Consider the following 20,602-nt stretch of genomic DNA (forward strand, 5'->3'; position numbering starts at 1 on the left):
AGTTTATTTTGTTAAGGTTTAGAGCATGCAGGGATGAAACTAAAAGAAAAGGCTCACGAAGAGCCTTTTCTGATCCAAAGCACGAAGCTAGGTTAAACCTACTTCTCTTTAACTTAATCTAAGTGGAAGTAACGCAAATTACTTTGTTTTATCTTGGCTTAGGTTGATGCGGTACACGGCAAAACCAAGTTCATCTTTACTCAGTTTGGTCATTTCGCGTTGTTTATTCGCTTCGATAAAGGTTGCGGCTTTATCGCTATCTTGGGTTTGGAAGCGAATATCAAGGGTCACATTCGTGTTGATGGTTTTGAAATCCCAGTTGTAGTCAGCACTTGGGTTTACCATGCCTTCGTACTTGCCTGTTGTTTCATTGTACTTAGATTGCGCTGTGATATAGGCCGCTAAGGCTTCACGGTTGGTATCTGGCAGTTCCAGAACCACATGGTCACTGCCTGTACCGGCGAACTTACCACCAAAGGCGCGATAGTTATTTGAGGCCACGATAAATTCTTTGGCTGCAAATTCTTCGCCAGTGAATACTTTGCCATTTTCATCGGTATAGCTTAAATCGACGATACGGTTAGCATTGGCGTTGACAACAGCGCAGTCACGGTCGAACTTACTTGGTTGAGTGACATCAATTTTATAAGTTAAACCATCGAGTACGTCGAAGTTGTAGGTTGGATGACCGTCCCAGTTGATTAACTCCTGTGGCGTTGTTTTACTTGGGTCGATTTGCTTAAACTGGTTAGCGGAACATTCCAGCCAGTCTTTCAGCTCTGCACCTGTGGCCTTTACCGCCACCATGGTATTAGGGTAGAGATAAAGATCGGCAGCATTTTTAAAGGTCAATGCGCCTTTATCCACTTGCACGTATTGGTCTGCATCGCTGGTTGTGCCATGGCGTCCGCCGGCTTTGAATGGCGCAGAGGCCGATAATACAGGCAGATCTTTTAACGCCTCTGGGAGTTTGGCTTTTACGTTGGCTATTTGTGCATCGGAAACGATTTGCACCGTTGGATCGTCCTGCACTAAGGTCAAGAAGCTATACATATCGGCGGCAGCAACCCCAATTGGCTCATCCACGAAGGCAAGTGTGCCTTGGTGCTCGGCGGCGACTGCATCATGAATGGCAGCGTCTGCTTCCACTAATGGCGTTTTAGTTGTGCCATCATAGATAGGACGAGCCTTAGTCGTTGCACTAAGTACCACCCATTTACCGTCTTTACGCTCTAGTTTAAAGTCAACCACACCTAAGTTATCACCCCAACGTCCAGGCATGACGGCTGGGACGCCGTTTAATAGACCCTTAGTCACATCTGTATTAGGTAGGTCGGCATATTTGGCATCGGGGAAGATGGAGTGGCTGTGACCAAACATAATGGCATTAATATCTTTTACATTCGTTAACGCGTAGGTAGCGTTTTCCGCCATTGGATCGCCAGGATTCTCTGTTGAACCGATACCAGAGTGGGGGATCGCGATAATCAAATCAGCGCCTTTCGCCTTCATTTCAGGCACATATTTCTTTGCTGTCTCGACGATATCTTCAACCTTAACTTTGCCAGTAAGATTTTGTTTATCCCACAATAAGATTTGTGGCGGCACAAAACCAATATAACCAATCTTAATGGTTTGGTTATTTCCTTCGTTATCGATAATTTGTTTTTCTTTAATGATATATGGGGTGAATAAATGCTCACCTTTTTTCACATTATTCCAACAACCGTTTTCATCAGCACAATATACGTTGGCGTTAATATAAGGAAATTTAGCACCATGAAGTGATTTATTTAAAAAATCTAAACCATAGTTAAATTCGTGATTCCCGATATTTCCCACTTCGTAATCTAGTAGGTTCATCGCTTTATAAGCCGGGTGAACATCGCCCATTTGCAGACCGACTTTAGCCATATAGTCGCCCATTGGACTACCTTGAAGTAGGTCACCGTTATCAACGAGCACACTGTTTTTGGACTCCTGACGAGCCGCATGAATTAAACTTGCGGTACGCGCTAGGCCAATTGTTGGATCGACTTTGCCGTTGTAGTAGTTGAAATCCATGATATTCGTGTGCAGATCGGTGGTTTCTAATACACGTAAATCCGCTTGAACAATTGGCTCATCATCTGAGCCACAGGCGCTTACACCAAGGGCGGCAGTGATCATCACTGCGAGTAGTTTTTTATTTAACATAGTTTTCTCTATTTATATTTATGTGACCCTAATACATGCTCTATTTTTGAGCATACCCATCATCCAGTTAACTCATATTCTGAAAACTGTTCTGAAAACGATTAGTTACAGAAGCATTAAGTTAACGAACAGGATTATAAAGACATTTGATGATCTGAATGTGACATTAATTGGATAAAGGCTGTATTAAATTGTGACAATGAATTTGATTGGTTAAATTACAGTCGATATATGACGTGATTTTTGTTTGTCTGTTGGATAAACACTTGGATTGGTTGTTTGTTAAAGATAATTAATATTTGTTATTAAAATGGTTTGATTTTAAACCGGTTTTTATATCATTATTGCGTTAACCTTTAGCGTTTTTATAATTGTTCTTAGGTAACTTATTATTTTTAAATTAAATTATTTTTATATTTATCATGTTGTTTATGATTTTTATTATTCAGATGTAATGTGGGCATGGCACTGAAGGATCCCCTCATAAATCAGCCATAGCATAGCCATATTTGAGCAACTGATTGGCGAATAATACCCAGGCCGCCAGCAATTCTTTCTCCGTGATTTGATAATCAGGCCGCCTGAGTACCTCCAATCCCAAGCGAATCGTTGAGAGTACCGTTCGATGCCCAATGGTATTGGCCTGAAAATGCTTATCCCAGCCCTGTTGCTGTGCGTGTAAACCAACTAGCCACAACAGGCATTGAACCATCAACGCTATCAGTAGGATGATGTCGAATCGCTCTGGACTGTTGGTACGACTTTGGCGTAAGCCAAAGCCGTATGCCGGGCTTTTGAGGTCACGAAAGGTTTCCTCTATTTGCATACGTTTGGCGTACAGGTTTACCAGCTGCTTTGGGCTCCGAGATTCTGGTGGTAAATTGCTGGCTAACACCCAAGGCTCTTTCGCCGATGTTGAGTACGTTTTTGCCGATGGATGGTGGCAATTAGTCCTCGTTGAACGCTGATTTGTACGCCCCTTAGGTTTGCTACGATAAAGCGTGAGATGGCAATTGATAGGGTTAGTTTTGGTCAAGGTCTTACAACCCAGGCTCTTCGCTTGACCGTTGGCCAAGTCATGTGTACTGCGAACTGCACGCCAATTTTCAGCGCCAATATCTGCAAATTGAACTGTACCGCGAATACGGCTTAGCCAAAACCAACCATGCGCCTCAACCTCTTTGTACCAAGGCACTTTGAACCCCGCGTCAGTCACGATGAGAGGGGTAACATGCAAAGGTAAAATCTTGGCTAAGTCCGCTAAAAAACCGTTGTGGGAGGCCTTAGAGCATTGTTCTGATAGGGGATAGGACTTCTCATACAGGGTAATAGAGCGGCCGTTGAAGGCTATTGAGGCGCGCAGAGCCATGATGCGTTTATGCTCTCGGATGTCTGACCAATCGACGAGCACAATCGGCATAGGGTTACCAGAACAGATGAGGCTGGCATGCCATTGGTAGACAGCTAACCGTTCTTGATGCAGATGCGTGTTGCCGAGCAAACGATCAATGCGCTTGATGTTGTGCTTGGTTCGGGCCGTGGTTGGTAAATTTCGACCTAACTCAGTCAAGGTCAGTGTCTTACATTCAATCAGCGCCTTAGAGGCCAGCATCAAGCTGTTTAATCGTTTTAGGTGAAGTTCTGGGCAGTATTGGTGTAAAGAATGTAGTAGGATATTGGCTTCGCGCATCTTGTTGTCCAAGTGTAGTTTTTGGCGAAACCATTTGATCATGCAACAAGATGCGCTTCCACCCTAATTTGATGATTTATTTGTAAATCATCAGGGGATTCTTCAGGGCATGGCAGTGGTGCTCGCTTGATGATGTTATTTGAGGTTCGTCACACATAAAGCGATACAATTTAGCCTTGAATACGTTGGTCGAAAGCTTGGCTGAATGGCGGTTAACTTGCTAAGGTTGTGCGTCGACGACAGTGCCTTGAAGATGCACTCGTTGGAAGAGAAGCCAAAATCCGTTACTCGCACCTTTCACTTAAAAAATATAAAGACAGGGCAGTGACACTTAAGGGAGTTAATATGCGTAAGTCTGTTATTTTTACCGCTGTTACCGCGGCGTTGTTATTGGGCGCCTGTTCTGAAAATTCTGCTGTAAATTCTGAAGCTACTAATGCGGTCGCAGCCAAAGCTGCTTCAACACCAGCTCAAATAGATGCGACCAATGTGTTATTAAGCAAGAGTCCATTACAAGATCAAGCACCGCAGTTTAATTTGATCAAGAGCTCGGATTATGCCCCCGCCTTTGCGCAGGGGATAAAAGAGCACGAGGCTGAAATCGCCGCCATTATTGGCAATAAACAGGCGCCGACCTTTGAGAATACCATTTTAGCTATGGAAACGTCGGGTGGGTTGTTGACTCGAGTGTCACGCACCTTCTTTAACCTCGCGGGTTTGATCTCCGATGATAATTTTCAAAAAACGGAGGCGGATTTAGCGCCTAAGTTATCGGCTCATCGCGATAACATTTATTTAGATCCAAGCTTATTTGCACGTGTTGAAACCGTGTATCAACAACGTGACACGTTAAATGCTGAAGATAAGCGCTTAGTCGAGTTTTATTACGATCAGTTTGTGCGTGCAGGGGCCAAATTATCCGATGCCGATAAAGCCCAAATGCGTGATTTCAACGCTGAGTTGGCCACCCTAGCGACTGAGTTTTCCCAAAACAGTTTAAAGTCATTTAAAGACGATGTGATTGTCGTGACCGACAAGGCACAGCTAGACGGTTTATCTGATAGTGAAATCGCGACCTTAGCGGCCGCAGCGCAAGCAGCGGGTAAAACGGGTTACTTGATTACCTTAGTGAACACGACGCGTCAGCCTATTTTAGCCAGTTTAAATAATCGTGAACTGCGCCAAAAAGTCTGGGAAACCTCGGCCCACCGTGCCGTTGCTAGCAATGGCCCTTTAATCGTGAAGATGGCGCAGCTGCGCGCCAAGAAAGCCAATTTACTCGGCTTTGATACTTGGGCTGCCTATGCCGTGGCCGACCAAATGGCTAAAATGCCAAGCGCAGTGTATGAAATTTTAGATGACTTGGCGCCTAAGGCGTTGGCTCACGCTAAGGCCGATGCGGCGGATATCCAAGCTGAAATCAAAAAAGCTGGCGGCAATTTTGAATTGCAACCTTGGGATTGGGCTTATTACGCCGAGAAAGTGCGCCAACAAAAGTATGCCCTCGACGAGAGCAGCATCAAACCTTATTTTGAATTCAATTCAGTGCTCAAGGATGGTTTGTTCTTCGCAATGAACAAACTCTACGGCATTAGCATTAAACCTCGCACCGATTTACCAGTATGGCATAGCGATGTGCTCGCCTTTGAGGTTTTCGATAAAGACAACAGCTCAATTGGCCTGTTCTATCTCGACCCTTATGCCCGTGAAGGCAAGGGCGGCGGCGCTTGGATGGATGAGTTTGTCACTCAGAGCGGGCTACTCGGTACTAAACCGGTTGTGTATAACGCCCTGAATATCCCGAAACCTGCTGACGGCCCAACCTTGATGACCTTCGATGAAGTGACCACTATGTTCCATGAATTTGGTCATGCGGTGCACGGTTTATTCTCCAAGGTGAAATACCCGAGTGTGGCAGGTACCTCTACGGCGCGCGACTTTGTGGAGTTTCCGTCTCAAGTTAACGAAGATTGGAACATTGACCCAGCAGTCATTGCCAATTACGCCAAGCACTATCAAACTGGTGAACCTATTCCTAAAGCCTTACTCGATAAAATCTTAGCCTCGAATAAATTTGGTCAAGGTTTTGATACCGTTGAGTATTTAGCGGCTGCATTACTGGATATGGAATGGCACTCGATTGGTGCCGACACCCAAATTAAGGATGTGGAACAGTTTGAGCATCAAGTGTTAGCCAAACACGGCCTCGATTTCGCGCCGATCCCACCGCGTTATAAGTCGAGCTATTTTAGCCATGCCTTCTCGGGTGGCTATTCAGCCGGTTATTACGCTTACCTGTGGACAGAAGTGTTTGCCGCCGATGCCTTCGCCTATATGGGCCAACATGGGGGCTTAAAAGCTGAAAACGGCGATAAGTTCCGTGAAGCGGTATTGTCTAAAGGCAACAGCGAAGATTTGATGCAGAATTACATTCACTTTACTGGTCAAAAACCTACGACCGATGCCTTATTAAAACGTCGTGGTTTAGTCGACTAAACGAGTCATTGTAAAAGGGCCAAAGGCTTGGTAGGGCAACCTATCAAGCTTTTTTTATGCTATTGTTTTTCGATAATCTTTACTCTAAAATCCCGCCAAATTTGACTGTGGGATAACTTCTTTATCCCGTATCGACGCCCCTCGAAAATCAGGCTCAGTTTCCCCTTCCTTTGAGCCCTTGAGTACAGCTAAAGCGTAGCCTCTTATTATTGGATGTAGCATTAATGGTTTCGCAATTAAGTGAAGCAGTGCTGGATGTGATCGCTGACGCCTTGGTAGACAAAGGCTATATCTTTTTACCCGAGTTAGTGCCTGCCCATATAAGCCAAGTTTTATTGGAAAAAGTGCAAGCGACAGAAATACATGAGCTAAAAGCGGCCTCCATCGGACGTGGTGCAGAACAACAACTTAACCCCGATATTCGCCGTGATCGGATTCAGTGGTTGGACGAGCAGCATGAGCCTGACTCGCTTTATTTAGATTTGATGATGCAATTAAAAGAAGGGCTCAATCGTCGCTTATTTATGGGCTTGTTTGACTATGAAAGCCATTATGCGGTGTACCAACCTGGTGCCTTCTATAAAAAGCATGTGGATGCATTGAAAGGTAGCCAAAACCGTATTTTAACGACAGTTTTTTTCCTTAATCCTGACTGGATACCCGAACATTGTGGTGAGTTAGTCATTTTTGATGAAGATGATAACGAGATTGAGCGCATCGCGCCTAAAATGGGGCACTTTGTGATTTTCTTAAGTGAGCGTTTTCCCCATGAGGTGACTAAAACCTTGGCTAAACGCAACAGTATTGCGGGTTGGTTTAGGGTGAGCAATAGCGTGCATGGCTTTTAAAAGGGCGAAAAAAACCACCTTAGTTAAGGTGGTTTTTTGTATACAGTTATCCAATCCTAGGTATTAGTTAGGCTAGTGATGCTTGTGTATCCTTAGCATTAAACTGTTCAACATCTAGTTCATTTTCTGACTTACCTATCACGACGGCTGTCATCATATCGCCAGTGACGTTTGTCGTGGTTCGGATCATATCGATAATTCGATCGATTGAGGCAATAAAGGCGATACCTTCGAGCGGTAAACCAATCACACCTAAGGTTACCGTCAACATTACCATGGCACTACCTGGAACACCTGCGGTGCCAACAGAAGCTACGGTCGCGGTCACTGCGATCATCACATAATCTAAGGTATCGAGTGGAATACCGTAAATCTGCGCGATAAAAATCGCGGCAATCGCAGGGTAGATTCCACCACAGCCATCCATGTTCATGGTGGCCCCAAGAGGCATGACAAAGGCACTGTAACGCTTAGAAACACCCATTGTTTCAACCGCTCTAGTACTTGCGGGCAGCGTGCCAAAGCTTGACGAAGTGCTGAAGGCAACTAATTGAGCTGGCAATGCTTTACGGAAAAATTGTATCGGGCTTAATCCTGCTAATTTCACAAAGCCACCATACACAAAAATCATATGTACAAGGGCAGCAATGTAGATTGCGGCAATAAATTTGCCTAAGGGCAGTAAGGTTGATAAACCATACTCACCAACCACCCAAGCCATTAAACCAAATACACCAATAGGAGTGAGTTTGAGCACCATGCGGGTTAGTTGGAACATGACTTCGGCGCCCGCTTCAATCGTGCGGTTTAGCGGCTCAGCCTTCTCGCCAACCTTGTTGATGGCAATCCCGACTAAAGCGGCAAACACAATAATTTGCAGTACTTTACCTTCGGCCAGTGAGGCAAATGGATTGACAGGGATCATATCGAGTAGCACCTGCGCAAACCCGGGTATATTGCGCTCACGGACTTCAGTGGTGGCCAGCTGCATCGTGCCGCCCATATCAATAAGCGAACCAACGGCTAAGCCGATTAACGAGGCGATTGTACCTGTTAGCATAAACATGCCTAAGGTCTTAAGGCTTAGGCGTTTTAGATTGGTTTGAGAGCCTAGCGAGGTAATACTTACCACGATAGCGCAGAAGACCAGTGGCGCAACTAGCATCTTAATCGCGCTAATAAATAGATCGCCAAGCGGTTTAAGCACAGTTGCGCTTTCGCCTAATAACACGCCAACGAGCGCACCTAAGATAAAGCCTGTGAGGACTTTTTGCCAAAAAGGGATGCGGCTAATAGTTTGAAGGATCATGCGTTTTCCAAAAATATATCATTACAAGCCCATAGACCTGAGATGCTAGTATGTGTATCCACTTGAAGTAAATGAACTTATACCAAGCGGCGCGTCAGGTACAGGACAATTTCTGCCATTAAAGGCATTGTATCGGCAGTGACAGGGTTATAACAAACCGATTTTCTTATAACTTATTGTGATAAATGAGTTTGTTGTGAAACAGTTGGTTTTTACATCGTTTTAACGTCAAGGTTGTAACCCAATATTTAATGTAAAAAATTATTAATTTCATAGAGTAAGTTTTTATGTCGGACTTAATTGTCATGTTTTCGGGAGCTTTTTTGGCGGCCACCTTGTTACCGGGTGGATCTGAAGTTTTGCTCGTCGCCCTGTTAAATAAAGCCCCGCAAGCTTGGTTAGTATTAGTTGCTGTAGCCAGTATTGGTAATACCTTAGGGGCGATGACAAGTTTTTATCTTGGACGTTTAGGGCGGTTTGCTAAGTCCCCAGAGGCATTGAGTGAAGGCAAACATGTCAAAGCCTTAACACTTATCGAGCGTTATGGCGTGTGGTCCTTATTACTGTCGTGGGCACCGATTATCGGGGATATATTATGTTTACTTGCGGGTTGGTTAAAGCTACCCATGTTACCCGCGTTGAGCATGATTTTTATTGGTAAAACAGTTCGTTATCTTATGGTAGCTGCAGTGACATTACACTGGCTTGGTTGATTTATTAACGCAGTTGTTCGGTTAAAGGGCGGGATTTAGTAAAGGAAGTCATTGTATTAATTGGAACTTTGCTGATATTTAAGCGTCTTAAGTGATTATGGATAAAAGGTTTTGAGCTGAGCTAATTTTTAGCCCATTGATGTATAAGGGGAATACTTTGAAAAAATGGATACTAGCGGTTGCGATTTCCGCTGCACTTGCAGGCTGTGCCTCTGAAACTTCAACCCAAATACCTACAGGTATAAGGTTAATTGAAAATGTGCAACTCACAGATTCACAAGTCGGTATTCCCTATAAAAAATATCAGCTTGCTAATGGCCTTACCGTAATTTTGCATCAGGATCGCTCTGATCCTCTAGTGCATGTTGATGTGACTTATCATGTCGGCTCAGCCCGTGAGCTGGCCGGCCGCTCAGGATTCGCCCACTTATTTGAACATATGATGTTCCAAGGCTCAGAGCATGTTGCCGATGAGCAGCATTTTGAGGTGGTGACCGAGGCGGGTGGAATGCTTAACGGTTCCACTAATACTGATAGAACCAACTATTTTGAGACTGTCCCTAGCAATCAGCTCGAAAAAATGCTGTGGCTTGAGTCTGACCGTATGGGCTTTTTATTGCCAGCGCTGACCAGTGAGAAATTTGAAGTGCAGCGCGAGACGGTAAAAAATGAGCGCGCTCAACGGATTGATAATCAACCCTATGGCCGAATGAGCGAGCGTTTTAATCAAGCTATGTTTCCAGTTGGACATCCATATTCCTGGCCTGTTATTGGCTGGCCAGAGGATCTTAACCGCGCCACAGTGGATGATGTTAAGCACTTTTTCCAGCGCTGGTACGGCCCTAATAATGCCACGCTGACGATTGGTGGCGATTTTGATGAGCAGCAAGCTTTAGCTTGGGTAAATAAATACTTTGGCGAAATCCCCCGAGGCCCAGAGGTTCAGTCCGAACCTAAGACCTTAGTTACGCTTGATAAGACCCGCTATATTTCGATGGAAGATAACGTACATTTACCGCTGATCCGTATAGGGTTTCCGACCGTGTATGCCAGTCATCCCGATGAGGCTGCGCTGGATTTATTAACCAATATTTTAGGCGGGGGGAAAACCTCATTAATCTATAAAAATCTGGTGAAGGATGGTTATGCAGTGCAGGCCAGCGTGAGCCAACCCTGTCAGGAGTTGGCATGCCAGATGTCGATTTACGCCCTAGCTAATCCACAAAAAGGGACGACGCTTGCTGAGCTTGAGCAGCGGATCTTAGCATCTATTAATGAGTTCGAGCAGCGCGGCGTGACCGACGAAGACTTGCAAAAAGTGAAAGTCCAGTTTGAGGCCGATAGCATATTTGGTCTGCAAAGCGTCAAAGGAAAAGTATCGACTTTGGCGCTAAATCAAACCTTGTTTGGTGAGCCGAATAAAATAGCTTCTGACCTTGCTCGTTACGCTAATGTCACTAAAGACGATGTGATGCGCGTATTTAAAAAATACATCAAAGACAAACCTATGGTGGTGATGAGTGTGGTGCCACAGGGTATGAAGGCCTTAGTTGCCCATCCCGATAACTTCACAGCCCAAACGCTGCCGGTCGCCCAAACGGCGGTTGAAGGTGAATTACCTACCGCTAAATTGGTTTCAAGCTTTGATCGTTCAAAAATGCCCGCAACGGGGGCTGCGCCTGTGCTGAAAGTGCCGCAAATCTGGACCAGTAAGTTAGCCAATGGCATTGAAGTTATGGGCACTCAAAGCGCCGAGACACCAACGGTTGAGTTGGTGATTTATCTTAACGGTGGTCATCGACTCGTCCCCGTCGAAAAGGCGGGACTGGCAAGCTTAACTGCGGAAATGCTCAATGAATCGACCCAAAAGCGTAGCAGTGAACAATTGTCACAGGCGCTTGAGATGTTAGGTAGTACGGTCGATTTTAGTGCTTCGGAATATCAAAGCACGATTAAAGTTTCAGCACTCACCGAGCATTTGGATGAAACCTTAGCCATCTTAGAAGAAAAGCTATTTATGCCAGCCTTCGATGAGGCCGATTTTACTCGCGTGAAGCAGCAACAATTACAGCAAATTCAACATATGCAGTCTGATCCTAGCTATCAGGCCAATGCTGCGCTGTATAGCTTGCTCTATGGTAACAATAACGCCCTTGGGGTGAGTGATGCGGGAACGTTAGATTCAGTAGCCGCGCTGACACTTGCGGATGTGAAGGCATTTTACGCCGAGCAGTATCGTGGTGCTAATGCCAAAATTATTACTGTGGCAAATCTGCCTGAAAGCGCATTGCTACCAAAACTTGCAGGATTAAGTCAATGGCAAGGTGAGGCCAGTGTATTGCCGCCACTAAAATCATTCCCTGCACTTAAAGGGGGCACTATTTATGTGATTGATAAACCCGGCGCTGCCCAGTCGGTGATCAATATTGCGAAACGCGCCTTACCCTATGATGCAACAGGCAATTATTTTAAATCGTATCTAATGAACTACCCTCTAGGGGGGGCTTTTAATAGTCGTATTAACCTTAACCTACGTGAGAATAAGGGCTATACCTATGGCGCGCGTACAAGCTTCTCGGGAGCGGGTGAAGCGGGGGAGTTTATCGCCTCTAGCGATGTGCGTACTGATGTAACTGCTAAAGCCTTAAATGAGTTTATTAAAGAAATCAAAGCTTATCAGCAGCAAGGGATGACTGATGCGGAGCTGACCTTTATGCGAAACTCGGTTTCCCAAGGGCAGGCGTTGGATTATGAGACGCCTTATCAGAAGGCGGGTTTTATGCGGATGATTCAGCGTTATCAATTAAGCCAAGATTTTACTACCGAGCAGGACAAAATTATAAATACTGTAACAAAAGATGAACTCAATGCCCTCGCGGCTTCCGAGCTAGATATCTCACAAATGATCATCTTGGTTGTGGGTGACAAGGCTAAAATTGAAGCGGATTTGGCAACTTTAGGCTATCCAATTGAAACTTTAGTATTGTAAATTAGCTTTTTGGCCTTATATATACCTAACAAACCCAAAGATACGAGTTTCAACCTCTTTAGGTTGTTTGGGTATAAATTGCAGACAAGTTAATCGTGCAGCACAAAGTGGCTGTTGTCTAAAGCGTTAAAGTGTATGGCGGTGACAGCATTAGCTGTCACCGTCTGCGTTTAATCGCAGAAGAATGTAATTTGGCTTGCCCCATGGACAGGTTTAGATTTATTTTGAGGCGTATTTTGAAAGATAAGCCTCAAAATAAAGGTCTGACTGTTAACCTTGTCGCGATAGCGAACCACCAATCAGAGAAGCGCAAATTGAAGCCATTCAATGAATTAGTACAACATTTCTCGGACGCTCAAGGGCGTGCCGCACTCCTTGGCATGCAACGTGGAATTGAGCGTGAGGCGCTACGTATTGATGAATCTGGCTACCTTGCGCTAGATGGTCACCCCATCGAGTTAGGGTCGGCCTTGACTCACTCGCGTATTACAACTGACTACAGTGAAGCACTGCTTGAATTTATTACTCCGGTGAATAATCAGGTTGAGCCGCTATTGCAAGGCTTGACCCAGACCCATGCCTATAGTGTGCGGCATTTGCATGGTCAGCGTCTTTGGCCCGTGAGCATGCCCTGCTATGTAAAAGATGAGGCGAATATCCCCATTGCTCGGTACGGTACGTCGAACACGGGTAAGATGAAAACCTTGTATCGTAAGGGCTTAACTTATCGTTACGGCGCTTTGATGCAGATTATTTCTGGGGTGCATTTTAACTTCTCGGTATCGCGGGAATTGTGGCAACGCCTCTATGAACTGAGCGATAAAGGCTTGAGCTTTGAGGATTTTATCTCCGAGTCTTACTTTGGACTTATCCGCAATTATCGCCGTTTGGTCTGGGTGTTGCCTTATTTGTTTGGCGCCTCTCCAGCGTTGTGTAGCTCATTTATCAAGGGTCAAAAGACCGATTTACGTTTTGAAAAGTCGGGACGCGGCACACTGTATTTACCCTATGCAACGTCGCTACGGATGAGCGATTTGGGCTATACCAATAAAGAGCAAGAAGATCTCAATATTAGTTATAATTCTCTGCCTGAGTATTTGGCGGGGATTAAAGCGGCAATTAAGATGCCATCGGCAAATTTTGCCAATATTGGCGTCAAGGTGGATGGTGAATATCGTCAACTCAATGCTAATGTGCTGCAAATTGAAAACGAATTTTACTCGCCTATCCGCGCTAAACGGGTGACAAAAAGTGGTGAGAAACCCTCTGAAGCCCTTGCCCGCGCAGGGGTGGAATATATTGAGGTACGTGCATTAGATGTGAACCCTTTTAGCCCGATTGGGATTGAGGCTAGCCAAGTGCGTTTCCTCGACTTGTTCTTACTCTATTGTTTATTAACAGATTCTCCTAAATCAGATGCGGCAGAGGAAGCTCGTTTAAGTGCTAACTTAAAGTCAGTTGTGCTTGAAGGCCGTAAACCAGGGCTTGAACTGATGACCGATTCGGGTACGCGGCCATTGCAGACGTGGCTCTTGGATCTCTTTGAGCATTTGGACTCATTGGCTAAGTTACTCGATGGTGATAAACACGATTACCAAGTGGCCTTAGCCCATTGGCGTGAAGCTGTAAATGACCCACAAAAAACCTTGTCGGGCCAAGTGCTTCAGCAATTGGTAACCAAGGGGCAAGATCATGGGCAGTGGGTGATGTCATTGGCACAGCAATATCATCAATATTTTATGGATTACCCCTTATCAGCTGAGGTTGTCAGCGATTATCAAGCTGAGGCACAAGCATCGCTTAACAAGCAAGCGGACATCGAAGCGGCGCAAAGTGCGGTATCCTTTGATGATTATCTGACTGACTATTTCGGCGCGCCAGCCTAATGAGTCAAGGTGTGAAGATGCGGACATTTATTCTCGCTGCCAGTTTGCTTGGGTCTACTGCGTTACTCTCAGGTTGCGCTTCATCCCCTGAAGATGATTTAAGTTGTGGTACGGTATCGGGCTATTTACAACCCGATGCTAGTACCCATTGGTATCGAGTGGTGGTGACTCATCTAGATGGTAAGCCTGTGGTCTCAAAGCCTAATTATCAATTAGCACCTGGGGAATATGAGTTTACCGTTGCCGAGTTAATTGATGCTCCATCCCTTGGGGTGTCCCTTAGCGCGCGAACGCCAAAAACCTTTACGTTAGTGGTCGAAGGGCACCAGCGTTACCACATAGGGGCATTATTCCACACGGATAAACGCTACATGGGTAAAGATACCAACTATTGGGAGCCTGGTGTGTGGCAACAAGAAAATCATGAATGCCAGTTTGATTTAAGTCCTGAAACAAAATAGTTCGTTTTAACAATGGATTGTCATTTCTGTTAATGAGTATGACCTGGAAATAGGCGCGAAGGTGATCTTAGCGCCAAAAACAGGATTGGTGCTTTGCCTCATTCTATCACTGTGCGATGATGGGCAAGTTTTACTTCTTTGGAGAACAAGCGCTTAATGAAATGGCTTTCGACAACTCTGTTATGTGCATCCATAGGTTTTCTGTCTGGTTGCGCCACTTCTCCGCCAAAATCTCCTGACAACCTTTGCGATATTTTTCAAGAACATCGTTCATGGTACGAGGCCGCTAAGGATACCCGCGATAAATGGGGCGTACCCGTGCATGTGCCTCTGGCAATGATGTATCAAGAAAGCTCGTTTAAACATAATGCGGCGCCGCCTATGCAGTACTTTTTAGGCTTTATTCCCATTGGCCGAGCCAGTGATGCCTATGGTTATGCGCAAGCCAAATCCATGACGTGGGATGACTATGTTCGCGAGACTGGTAATAGTTGGTCTTCGCGCAGTAATTTTGATGATGCCATGGATTTTATGGGCTGGTTTATTTACAAGACCAATAAAATCAATGGAATTTCTAAATGGGATGCGAAGGCGCAGTACCTCAATTACCACGAAGGTTGGGGAGGTTATCGTCGAGGCTCTTATAAGTCTAAGGCTTGGTTAGTCAAGGTTGCAGCTAAGGTGGATGATAGAGCCAAACGTTATGCGGCTCAGTATAAAACCTGCAAGGAGGATTTAGATTCTTCTTGGTTATGGCGACTATTTTTTGATTAACCTTGCGCCCATGTACGAGGAGCTTATTGACTATAAGCTGTTGCCGAATGTTTATTGCGGCAGCTGATTATTAGCCGCTATGGCTTCGAGTGCATTAACGGCCTGTTTTTTACCGCGCTTTTGCTCATACATTGCATTATCAGCCTGTTTAAAAGACTTAGCCCAATCATTATCGTAAGGGGCGATGCCTACACTAAAATTGAGATTTAGCGGCGACTCATGATGTAACTTAAGGCGCATGGCATCCAGATCGTTTTCGAGTAATTCAAGCGGGCCATGGCATAGGGCGACAAACTCATCGCCACCAAACCGAGAGATAATGCCTTTGTGTTTCCAGAAACCTAGGATTGTTTTAGCGACTTCTTTTATTGCCACATCGCCGACCTGATGTCCCTGTTGATCATTGATAATTTTGAGATTATCCATATCAATGATCACTAAAAAGCTGCCTAATTGAGCCTTAGGTTGCCAATGTTGCAGGGCATCTTCGAAGTTTTTACGGTTATAGAGTCCGGTTAAGTTGTCGAAGTTGGCGAGTTTAGTGATTTGTAATGACTTTTGATACAGGGCAATGGCGTTGCTGGCCTCGTGGGTAAGAATAGAGACCAAATTACGGTCGTAGTCGTTAAAGGCGCCAACACTACTGCTATCGAGATTCAGCATACCGTAAAGTTTGCCATCAATCCGTATTGGGCTTGAGAGTGTGGAGCGTATCGGTTGCTTGGCTGCTGTAAGCAGCACCTGTTGCTGTTCATCTGTTAGCGTGCTTGCGGCATTGATATTTTTCATATCATCCACAACGACTACACGGTCACATTTACCCTTGGTGAGTCGATACTCGAAGGATTGTTCAAGGGAGAAATTCAATTGTTTTAGCTTGTTAAGATCGAGTCCAACTACTGACTCGAAATGCAGTCTATGGTTATCTTCATTGACTTTGATAATGCTGCCCATTTCTGCACCGTTAATAATACAGACGGCTTTATTCAACAGGGCATCGAGAAATGCATGTTCATTTTTATACTGACTCGACAGGTGGGCAAGTTCGTAAATGGCATCGTTAATGTTCACGACTTGCTCTAGATGTTGCCATAGGCGAGTTAAACGCCCTTGGTGGAGATAGTAGATTAAGCTGTAGGCAATGACATAGATAAGGCACACAAACAGCAGAGGTAGAATAGTCCAGCCTTCTGTCGGAGCATTAAAAACGAACAATAAAACGAAAAGCACTATCGGTACAATCAACAATAAGAGGTGATAGCGATAGTCTAAGCGGTCAATGGTTTTACGTTTAAAATTATCCCTTAATTTCACTCGGCAGTTCCTTTATTCGTGCTCCGGTTAGTCTGATTGAATCGCCACATCACTAACTCATTCACGCTGAGTAAGAATAAGTATATAACGAAGTTGATAAATTCACTGATAAAGGAATAAATATATTCCCTTATCAGTGAGTTGCGCTGCTCGGTTAGGCTTTAGCAAACTCGGCTAAAATCCACGCAAGGGGCGCTTGGTATTGGCTTGGCATCCAAGTTTGCAACGCGCCAATACTATCTGTTAACACGCTAGTATTAGGCACTGAAAGATTTAAGTGCCCGACTTTACGGCCTGGGCGAACCTCTTTGTTGTACCAATAGAGCTCAGCATTAGGCAAGCTTAACCAGCGAGGATCGTTATCAATACCGATCAGATTGACCATCACGCATTGAAAGTTAACCTGTGGCTGCGGAATCGCAATCCCACACAAAGCTCTTAAATGCAGTTGGAATTGATCCATATGGGTACCCGCTTGGGTCCAATGGCCTGAGTTGTGTACCCGCGGCGCTAACTCGTTAACCAGCAGCTTATCGCCAACTCGGAAACATTCCATCGCCATTACGCCGACATATTCCAGCTCATGCATAATAGCGCTCAGCATGCCTTCCGCTTGCGCTTGCAGGTGATTCAGACGAGTCAGTGGCGAAATTGAGGCCATCAAAATGCCATCTTGGTGCAGGTTGAGTGTTAATGGATAAAACACGCATTGACCTTCACGGGTACGCACGCCGACTAAGGAGACTTCTTCATCGAAGTTGATTGCTTGTTCGGCAATGGCTAAGTTGCGCCAATCTTGGGGGATGTCACCCGCTTCAGCTTGTTTGAGCCAATGTTGGCCCTTACCGTCGTAACCGCCCGTGCGACGTTTCATCAACACGCGTGGGCCAAAGGCTTGATACAAGTTTTCGACGTTGGTCTTATCATCGACAAGTGTCCAAGGTGCCGTTGGGACTTGGAGCTGATCGAGTAAGCTTTTTTGGCAGTAACGGTCGGCCAAACGGCTAAATACTGGGCCGTTAACAAAATGCGGATGGCTACTGAGTTGTAAGCTTAAGGCTGATTCGGGCCACTGCTCGCGTTCGGCGGTGATAATATCCTGAGGCGCCAGCGGCAGGATTTCATCGGTTGGCGTCATGATATCGACGGCGCGAACATCAATAGCCAGTGGCTCGCCTGCGTGGGTCAGCATAGCGCCGAGTTGACCATTCCCTAACACCCAAACCTTTGATTTTGCATTTTCTTGGGTCATTAGGCTTCCCTCGGATCGGGATTGTCCAGTACTGCGCGGGTTTGTTCTTCTCTAAAGGCTTCTAAACGTGCGGCAAGATCTGCATCGTTATTGGCTAAGATTTGGCAGGCGAGTAGACCAGCGTTAAAGGCTCCAGCGGTACCGATGGCGAGTGTGCCTACGGCGATACCCTTTGGCATCTGCACGATAGACAGTAAGCTATCCATGCCCGATAGCGCTTTGCTTTGTACTGGTACACCTAATACAGGTAAGCGAGTTTTTGAGGCAATCATACCGGGTAAATGAGCTGCACCGCCCGCGCCACCGATAATAATTTTAAAACCACGGTCAGCGGCTCCGGCTGCAAACTCCATCAGCTTATCTGGCGTTCTATGGGCTGATACAACTTCAACATGGTAAGGCACTTGCAGTTTATCCATGATCTCAGCGGCGGCTTCCATTGTGGGCCAATCACTCTTAGAACCCATAACAACAGCAACAAGGGCTTGCATGATAACTCCTTAACTCACTAATTTTAATTATATTTCGACCTTGTTTCAGGTCTGGGTACAGTCGATGTTCGCGGCTCCTGTAAGAGCTGGGAGCATCATGGCGCAGAATAATACCATGTAAAGCCCGATTTCTGGCGTTTTTTGCGCGTAAAAATAGTGCCTTTAGGATGGATAAAGTGTTCGTTGAATTGGCCTAAATAAACCCTATACCCCAACGTAGATACTGTGCGTTGGGGATAAAATATCAATTTGCAATTAGTGGGTTGCTGCTGGATTAGATTCGACGATATGCTCAAATGATGGCGCTTCGGCTAAGGCTTCCCGCAGGGTAGGATAAAACTTCAGTATCCCTTCAATCGGTTGCACTTTAGCCCTTGCAAGGGTGCGAATGGGCTGAAACTGCAAATCGGCAATAATCAACTTAGTATGGTTATGCTTACATTTTTCAATCAGTTTATTGAGTGCTGCAAGACCGCCTGCATCCAGAATCGATACCCCATCTAAGTAAAGTACAATCACTTGTTTATCTTGAGTGAGGCTGGCTATTTCGGCAAAAATACGATCGGCAGCGGCAAAAAATAGCGGGCCATTAATTTTGAGCACGGCCCAGTCGGCGGGCAGAGGCTGATCGATATAACGCTTGTTGCTACTGATATCATACAGCTTGGTCATCTCCGCGATTTCTTTCATAAATAGTAGCGCGGCTAAAATAATCCCCACGCTGATGGCGATCACCATATCGAATATCACCGTGAGTGAAAAACAGCTTAAAAACACCAATATATCGCTGGTGGGCGCAGTTTTCAGTAAGTGCACTGCTTTTGGGGCTTCACTCATATTCCAAGCTACAACCAGTAATAATGCGGCCATGGCCGACATAGGTAAGTAGGCAAGTACTCCTGCGAGCGCGACTAAACCAACCAAGACCACTATGGCATGGATCATCGATGCGATCGGACTCTGAGCACCCGCTTTAACGTTTGCCGCACTGCGGGCAATCGCCGCGGTTGCTGGGATCCCGCCAAAGAAGGGGGCGATAATATTGCCTATCCCTTGGCCGAGAAGCTCGCTGTTCGCGCTATGGCGCTTGCCTGTCATACCATCAAGCACAACGGCACATAGCAGCGATTCTATGGCACCTAACATGGCAATCGCGAAGGCGGCGGGGAGTAAGGCTTGAAAAGTGGCCAGATTAAATTCAAAGGTTTGACCATTGGCGCCAGTTTGTAACCAAGGCCATTCAAAGTGGGGGAGAACCGCGGGGATACCTGTGCCGACACTGCCGTCGCTTAATTGGTAATGGAAACGTGTTCCTATGGTCTCAATATCAGCGCCCATAGCATTTAACACTAAAGCGAGAATACTGCCCAAAACGATGGCCGGAAGGTGGGCTGGTACTGGGATTTTTAATCTAGGCCAGAGTAGCATAGTGGCTAAGGTAGCAGCAGCCACTAATAAGCTTGGTAGGTGAAGTGCAGGCAATGCCTGACCTAGTGCCATGAGTTTGGCAAAATATTGCTCTGGCATGTGCTCTATATGCAGACCGAAGAAGTCTTTTAGCTGCAAGGTTGCTATCACCACCCCAATCCCTGCGGTAAAGCCTAAGGTGACCGATTCAGGAATGTATAGGATTAATCGACCCAGTCTTAACATCGCCATGGCAACCAGCATCATGCCAGACATGACGGTAGCGATCAGCAGTCCCGCCAACCCAAATTGTTGGGCGATGGGATAGAGTAAGACGACGAAGGCGGCCGTTGGTCCCGAGACGCTATAACGGGAGCCTCCTGTCATGGCAATAATAAAACCACCGACAATGGCGGTGTATAAGCCATATTGTGGGGCGACACCGCTGGCTATCGCCAGTGCCATTGCCAGTGGTATCGCAATGATCCCTACGGTCAGACCCGCCATGAGATCTTGTCCAAAACGTTTAAACGAATATTTATCTTTTACGCACGCTTCGCTAAGGGCGTGGGCAATTCTTAATGAAAACAAATGAGCAGAGTGTGACACGAGTGGGTCCATAAACGCGGCTTATTACAAGGCTCTATTCTAGAGTCCAGAAGAATGTTCTTGTGTGATCATGGTTGCAAAAGACGCTTAAATGTCTTTGTTTTTAATAAATAGTATGCTTGGCAAAGTGAGTGTGGCGATTTCTCTTATCAAATAACCCTTTTGTG

General features: G+C 45.6%; 14 protein-coding genes. 7 read left to right on the forward strand and 7 right to left on the reverse strand.

Going from position 1 to position 20,602, the window contains the following annotated elements; translation table 11 throughout:
• Positions 1–138 precede the first annotated feature (138 nt).
• Together FJD32_RS05475 and FJD32_RS05480 are read right to left on the reverse strand one after the other, a co-directional pair.
• A complete protein-coding gene (locus tag FJD32_RS05475) occupies positions 139–2,196 on the reverse strand; it encodes a bifunctional 2',3'-cyclic-nucleotide 2'-phosphodiesterase/3'-nucleotidase (protein ID WP_140907356.1) in 2,058 nt (685 codons plus the stop codon).
• Between the two features lie 481 nt (positions 2,197–2,677).
• Complete coding sequence (locus FJD32_RS05480) at positions 2,678–3,886, reverse strand: IS4-like element IS10A family transposase (RefSeq protein ID WP_088585542.1); 1,209 nt, start codon at positions 3,884–3,886, stop codon at positions 2,678–2,680.
• Between the two features lie 345 nt (positions 3,887–4,231).
• Between FJD32_RS05480 and FJD32_RS05485 the strand changes: the two genes are divergently transcribed.
• Together FJD32_RS05485 and FJD32_RS05490 are read left to right on the forward strand one after the other, a co-directional pair.
• Positions 4,232–6,382: a M3 family metallopeptidase gene (locus FJD32_RS05485; RefSeq protein ID WP_140906988.1), complete on the forward strand. Its 2,151-nt coding sequence runs from the start codon at positions 4,232–4,234 to the stop codon at positions 6,380–6,382.
• A gap of 224 nt (positions 6,383–6,606) precedes the next feature.
• Positions 6,607–7,230, forward strand: a complete 624-nt coding sequence (locus tag FJD32_RS05490; RefSeq protein ID WP_140906989.1) for a 2OG-Fe(II) oxygenase — start codon at positions 6,607–6,609, stop codon at positions 7,228–7,230.
• A 67-nt stretch (positions 7,231–7,297) separates the two neighbouring features.
• Here the strand turns inward: FJD32_RS05490 and FJD32_RS05495 are convergent, their stop codons facing one another.
• Entirely contained in the window at positions 7,298–8,539 is a 1,242-nt protein-coding gene (locus tag FJD32_RS05495; RefSeq protein WP_140906990.1) for a dicarboxylate/amino acid:cation symporter, read from the reverse strand.
• 287 nt (positions 8,540–8,826) lie between these two features.
• On the opposite strand from FJD32_RS05495, the gene FJD32_RS05500 reads away from it, so the two are divergent.
• The 5 genes from FJD32_RS05500 to FJD32_RS05520 all read left to right on the forward strand — a co-directional run bounded on the left by FJD32_RS05500 (position 8,827) and on the right by FJD32_RS05520 (position 15,362).
• A complete protein-coding gene (locus tag FJD32_RS05500; protein ID WP_140906991.1) occupies positions 8,827–9,252 on the forward strand; it encodes a YqaA family protein in 426 nt (141 codons plus the stop codon).
• 139 nt (positions 9,253–9,391) lie between these two features.
• On the forward strand, positions 9,392–12,241 hold the full coding sequence (locus tag FJD32_RS05505; protein WP_140906992.1) for a pitrilysin family protein: 2,850 nt from the start codon (positions 9,392–9,394) through the stop codon (positions 12,239–12,241).
• 236 nt (positions 12,242–12,477) lie between these two features.
• Positions 12,478–14,127: a glutamate--cysteine ligase gene (gene gshA / locus FJD32_RS05510; RefSeq protein WP_047536893.1), complete on the forward strand. Its 1,650-nt coding sequence runs from the start codon at positions 12,478–12,480 to the stop codon at positions 14,125–14,127.
• Positions 14,127–14,588 carry a hypothetical protein gene (locus tag FJD32_RS05515; RefSeq protein WP_037421270.1) on the forward strand — a complete coding sequence of 154 codons (462 nt, stop codon included), beginning with the start codon at positions 14,127–14,129 and terminating at the stop codon, positions 14,586–14,588. Before gshA ends, FJD32_RS05515 begins: the two co-directional genes overlap by 1 nt.
• Before the next feature lie 156 nt (positions 14,589–14,744).
• Entirely contained in the window at positions 14,745–15,362 is a 618-nt protein-coding gene (locus FJD32_RS05520; RefSeq protein WP_037421266.1) for a lipoprotein, read from the forward strand.
• A gap of 51 nt (positions 15,363–15,413) precedes the next feature.
• Here FJD32_RS05520 and FJD32_RS05525 read toward each other — a convergent pair whose 3' ends face one another.
• The 4 genes from FJD32_RS05525 to dauA form a co-directional block, all read right to left on the reverse strand.
• The gene (locus tag FJD32_RS05525; protein ID WP_037421263.1) at positions 15,414–16,676 is read right to left on the reverse strand and encodes a sensor domain-containing diguanylate cyclase; all 1,263 of its coding nucleotides are present in this window, start codon (positions 16,674–16,676) and stop codon (positions 15,414–15,416) included.
• Positions 16,677–16,830: 154 nt separating this feature from the next.
• Positions 16,831–17,928, reverse strand: a complete 1,098-nt coding sequence (gene purK / locus FJD32_RS05530) for a 5-(carboxyamino)imidazole ribonucleotide synthase (RefSeq protein WP_140906993.1) — start codon at positions 17,926–17,928, stop codon at positions 16,831–16,833.
• Positions 17,928–18,419: a 5-(carboxyamino)imidazole ribonucleotide mutase gene (purE, locus tag FJD32_RS05535; protein ID WP_037421257.1), complete on the reverse strand. Its 492-nt coding sequence runs from the start codon at positions 18,417–18,419 to the stop codon at positions 17,928–17,930. The genes purK and purE overlap by 1 nt, the downstream gene beginning before the upstream one ends.
• 255 nt (positions 18,420–18,674) lie before the next feature.
• Entirely contained in the window at positions 18,675–20,435 is a 1,761-nt protein-coding gene (gene dauA / locus FJD32_RS05540) for a C4-dicarboxylic acid transporter DauA (RefSeq protein WP_037429656.1), read from the reverse strand.
• Between the last annotated feature and the right edge of the window lie 167 nt (positions 20,436–20,602).

Source organism: Shewanella sp. LC6, assembly GCF_006385735.2.
GTDB classification, from domain to species: domain Bacteria; phylum Pseudomonadota; class Gammaproteobacteria; order Enterobacterales; family Shewanellaceae; genus Shewanella; species Shewanella xiamenensis.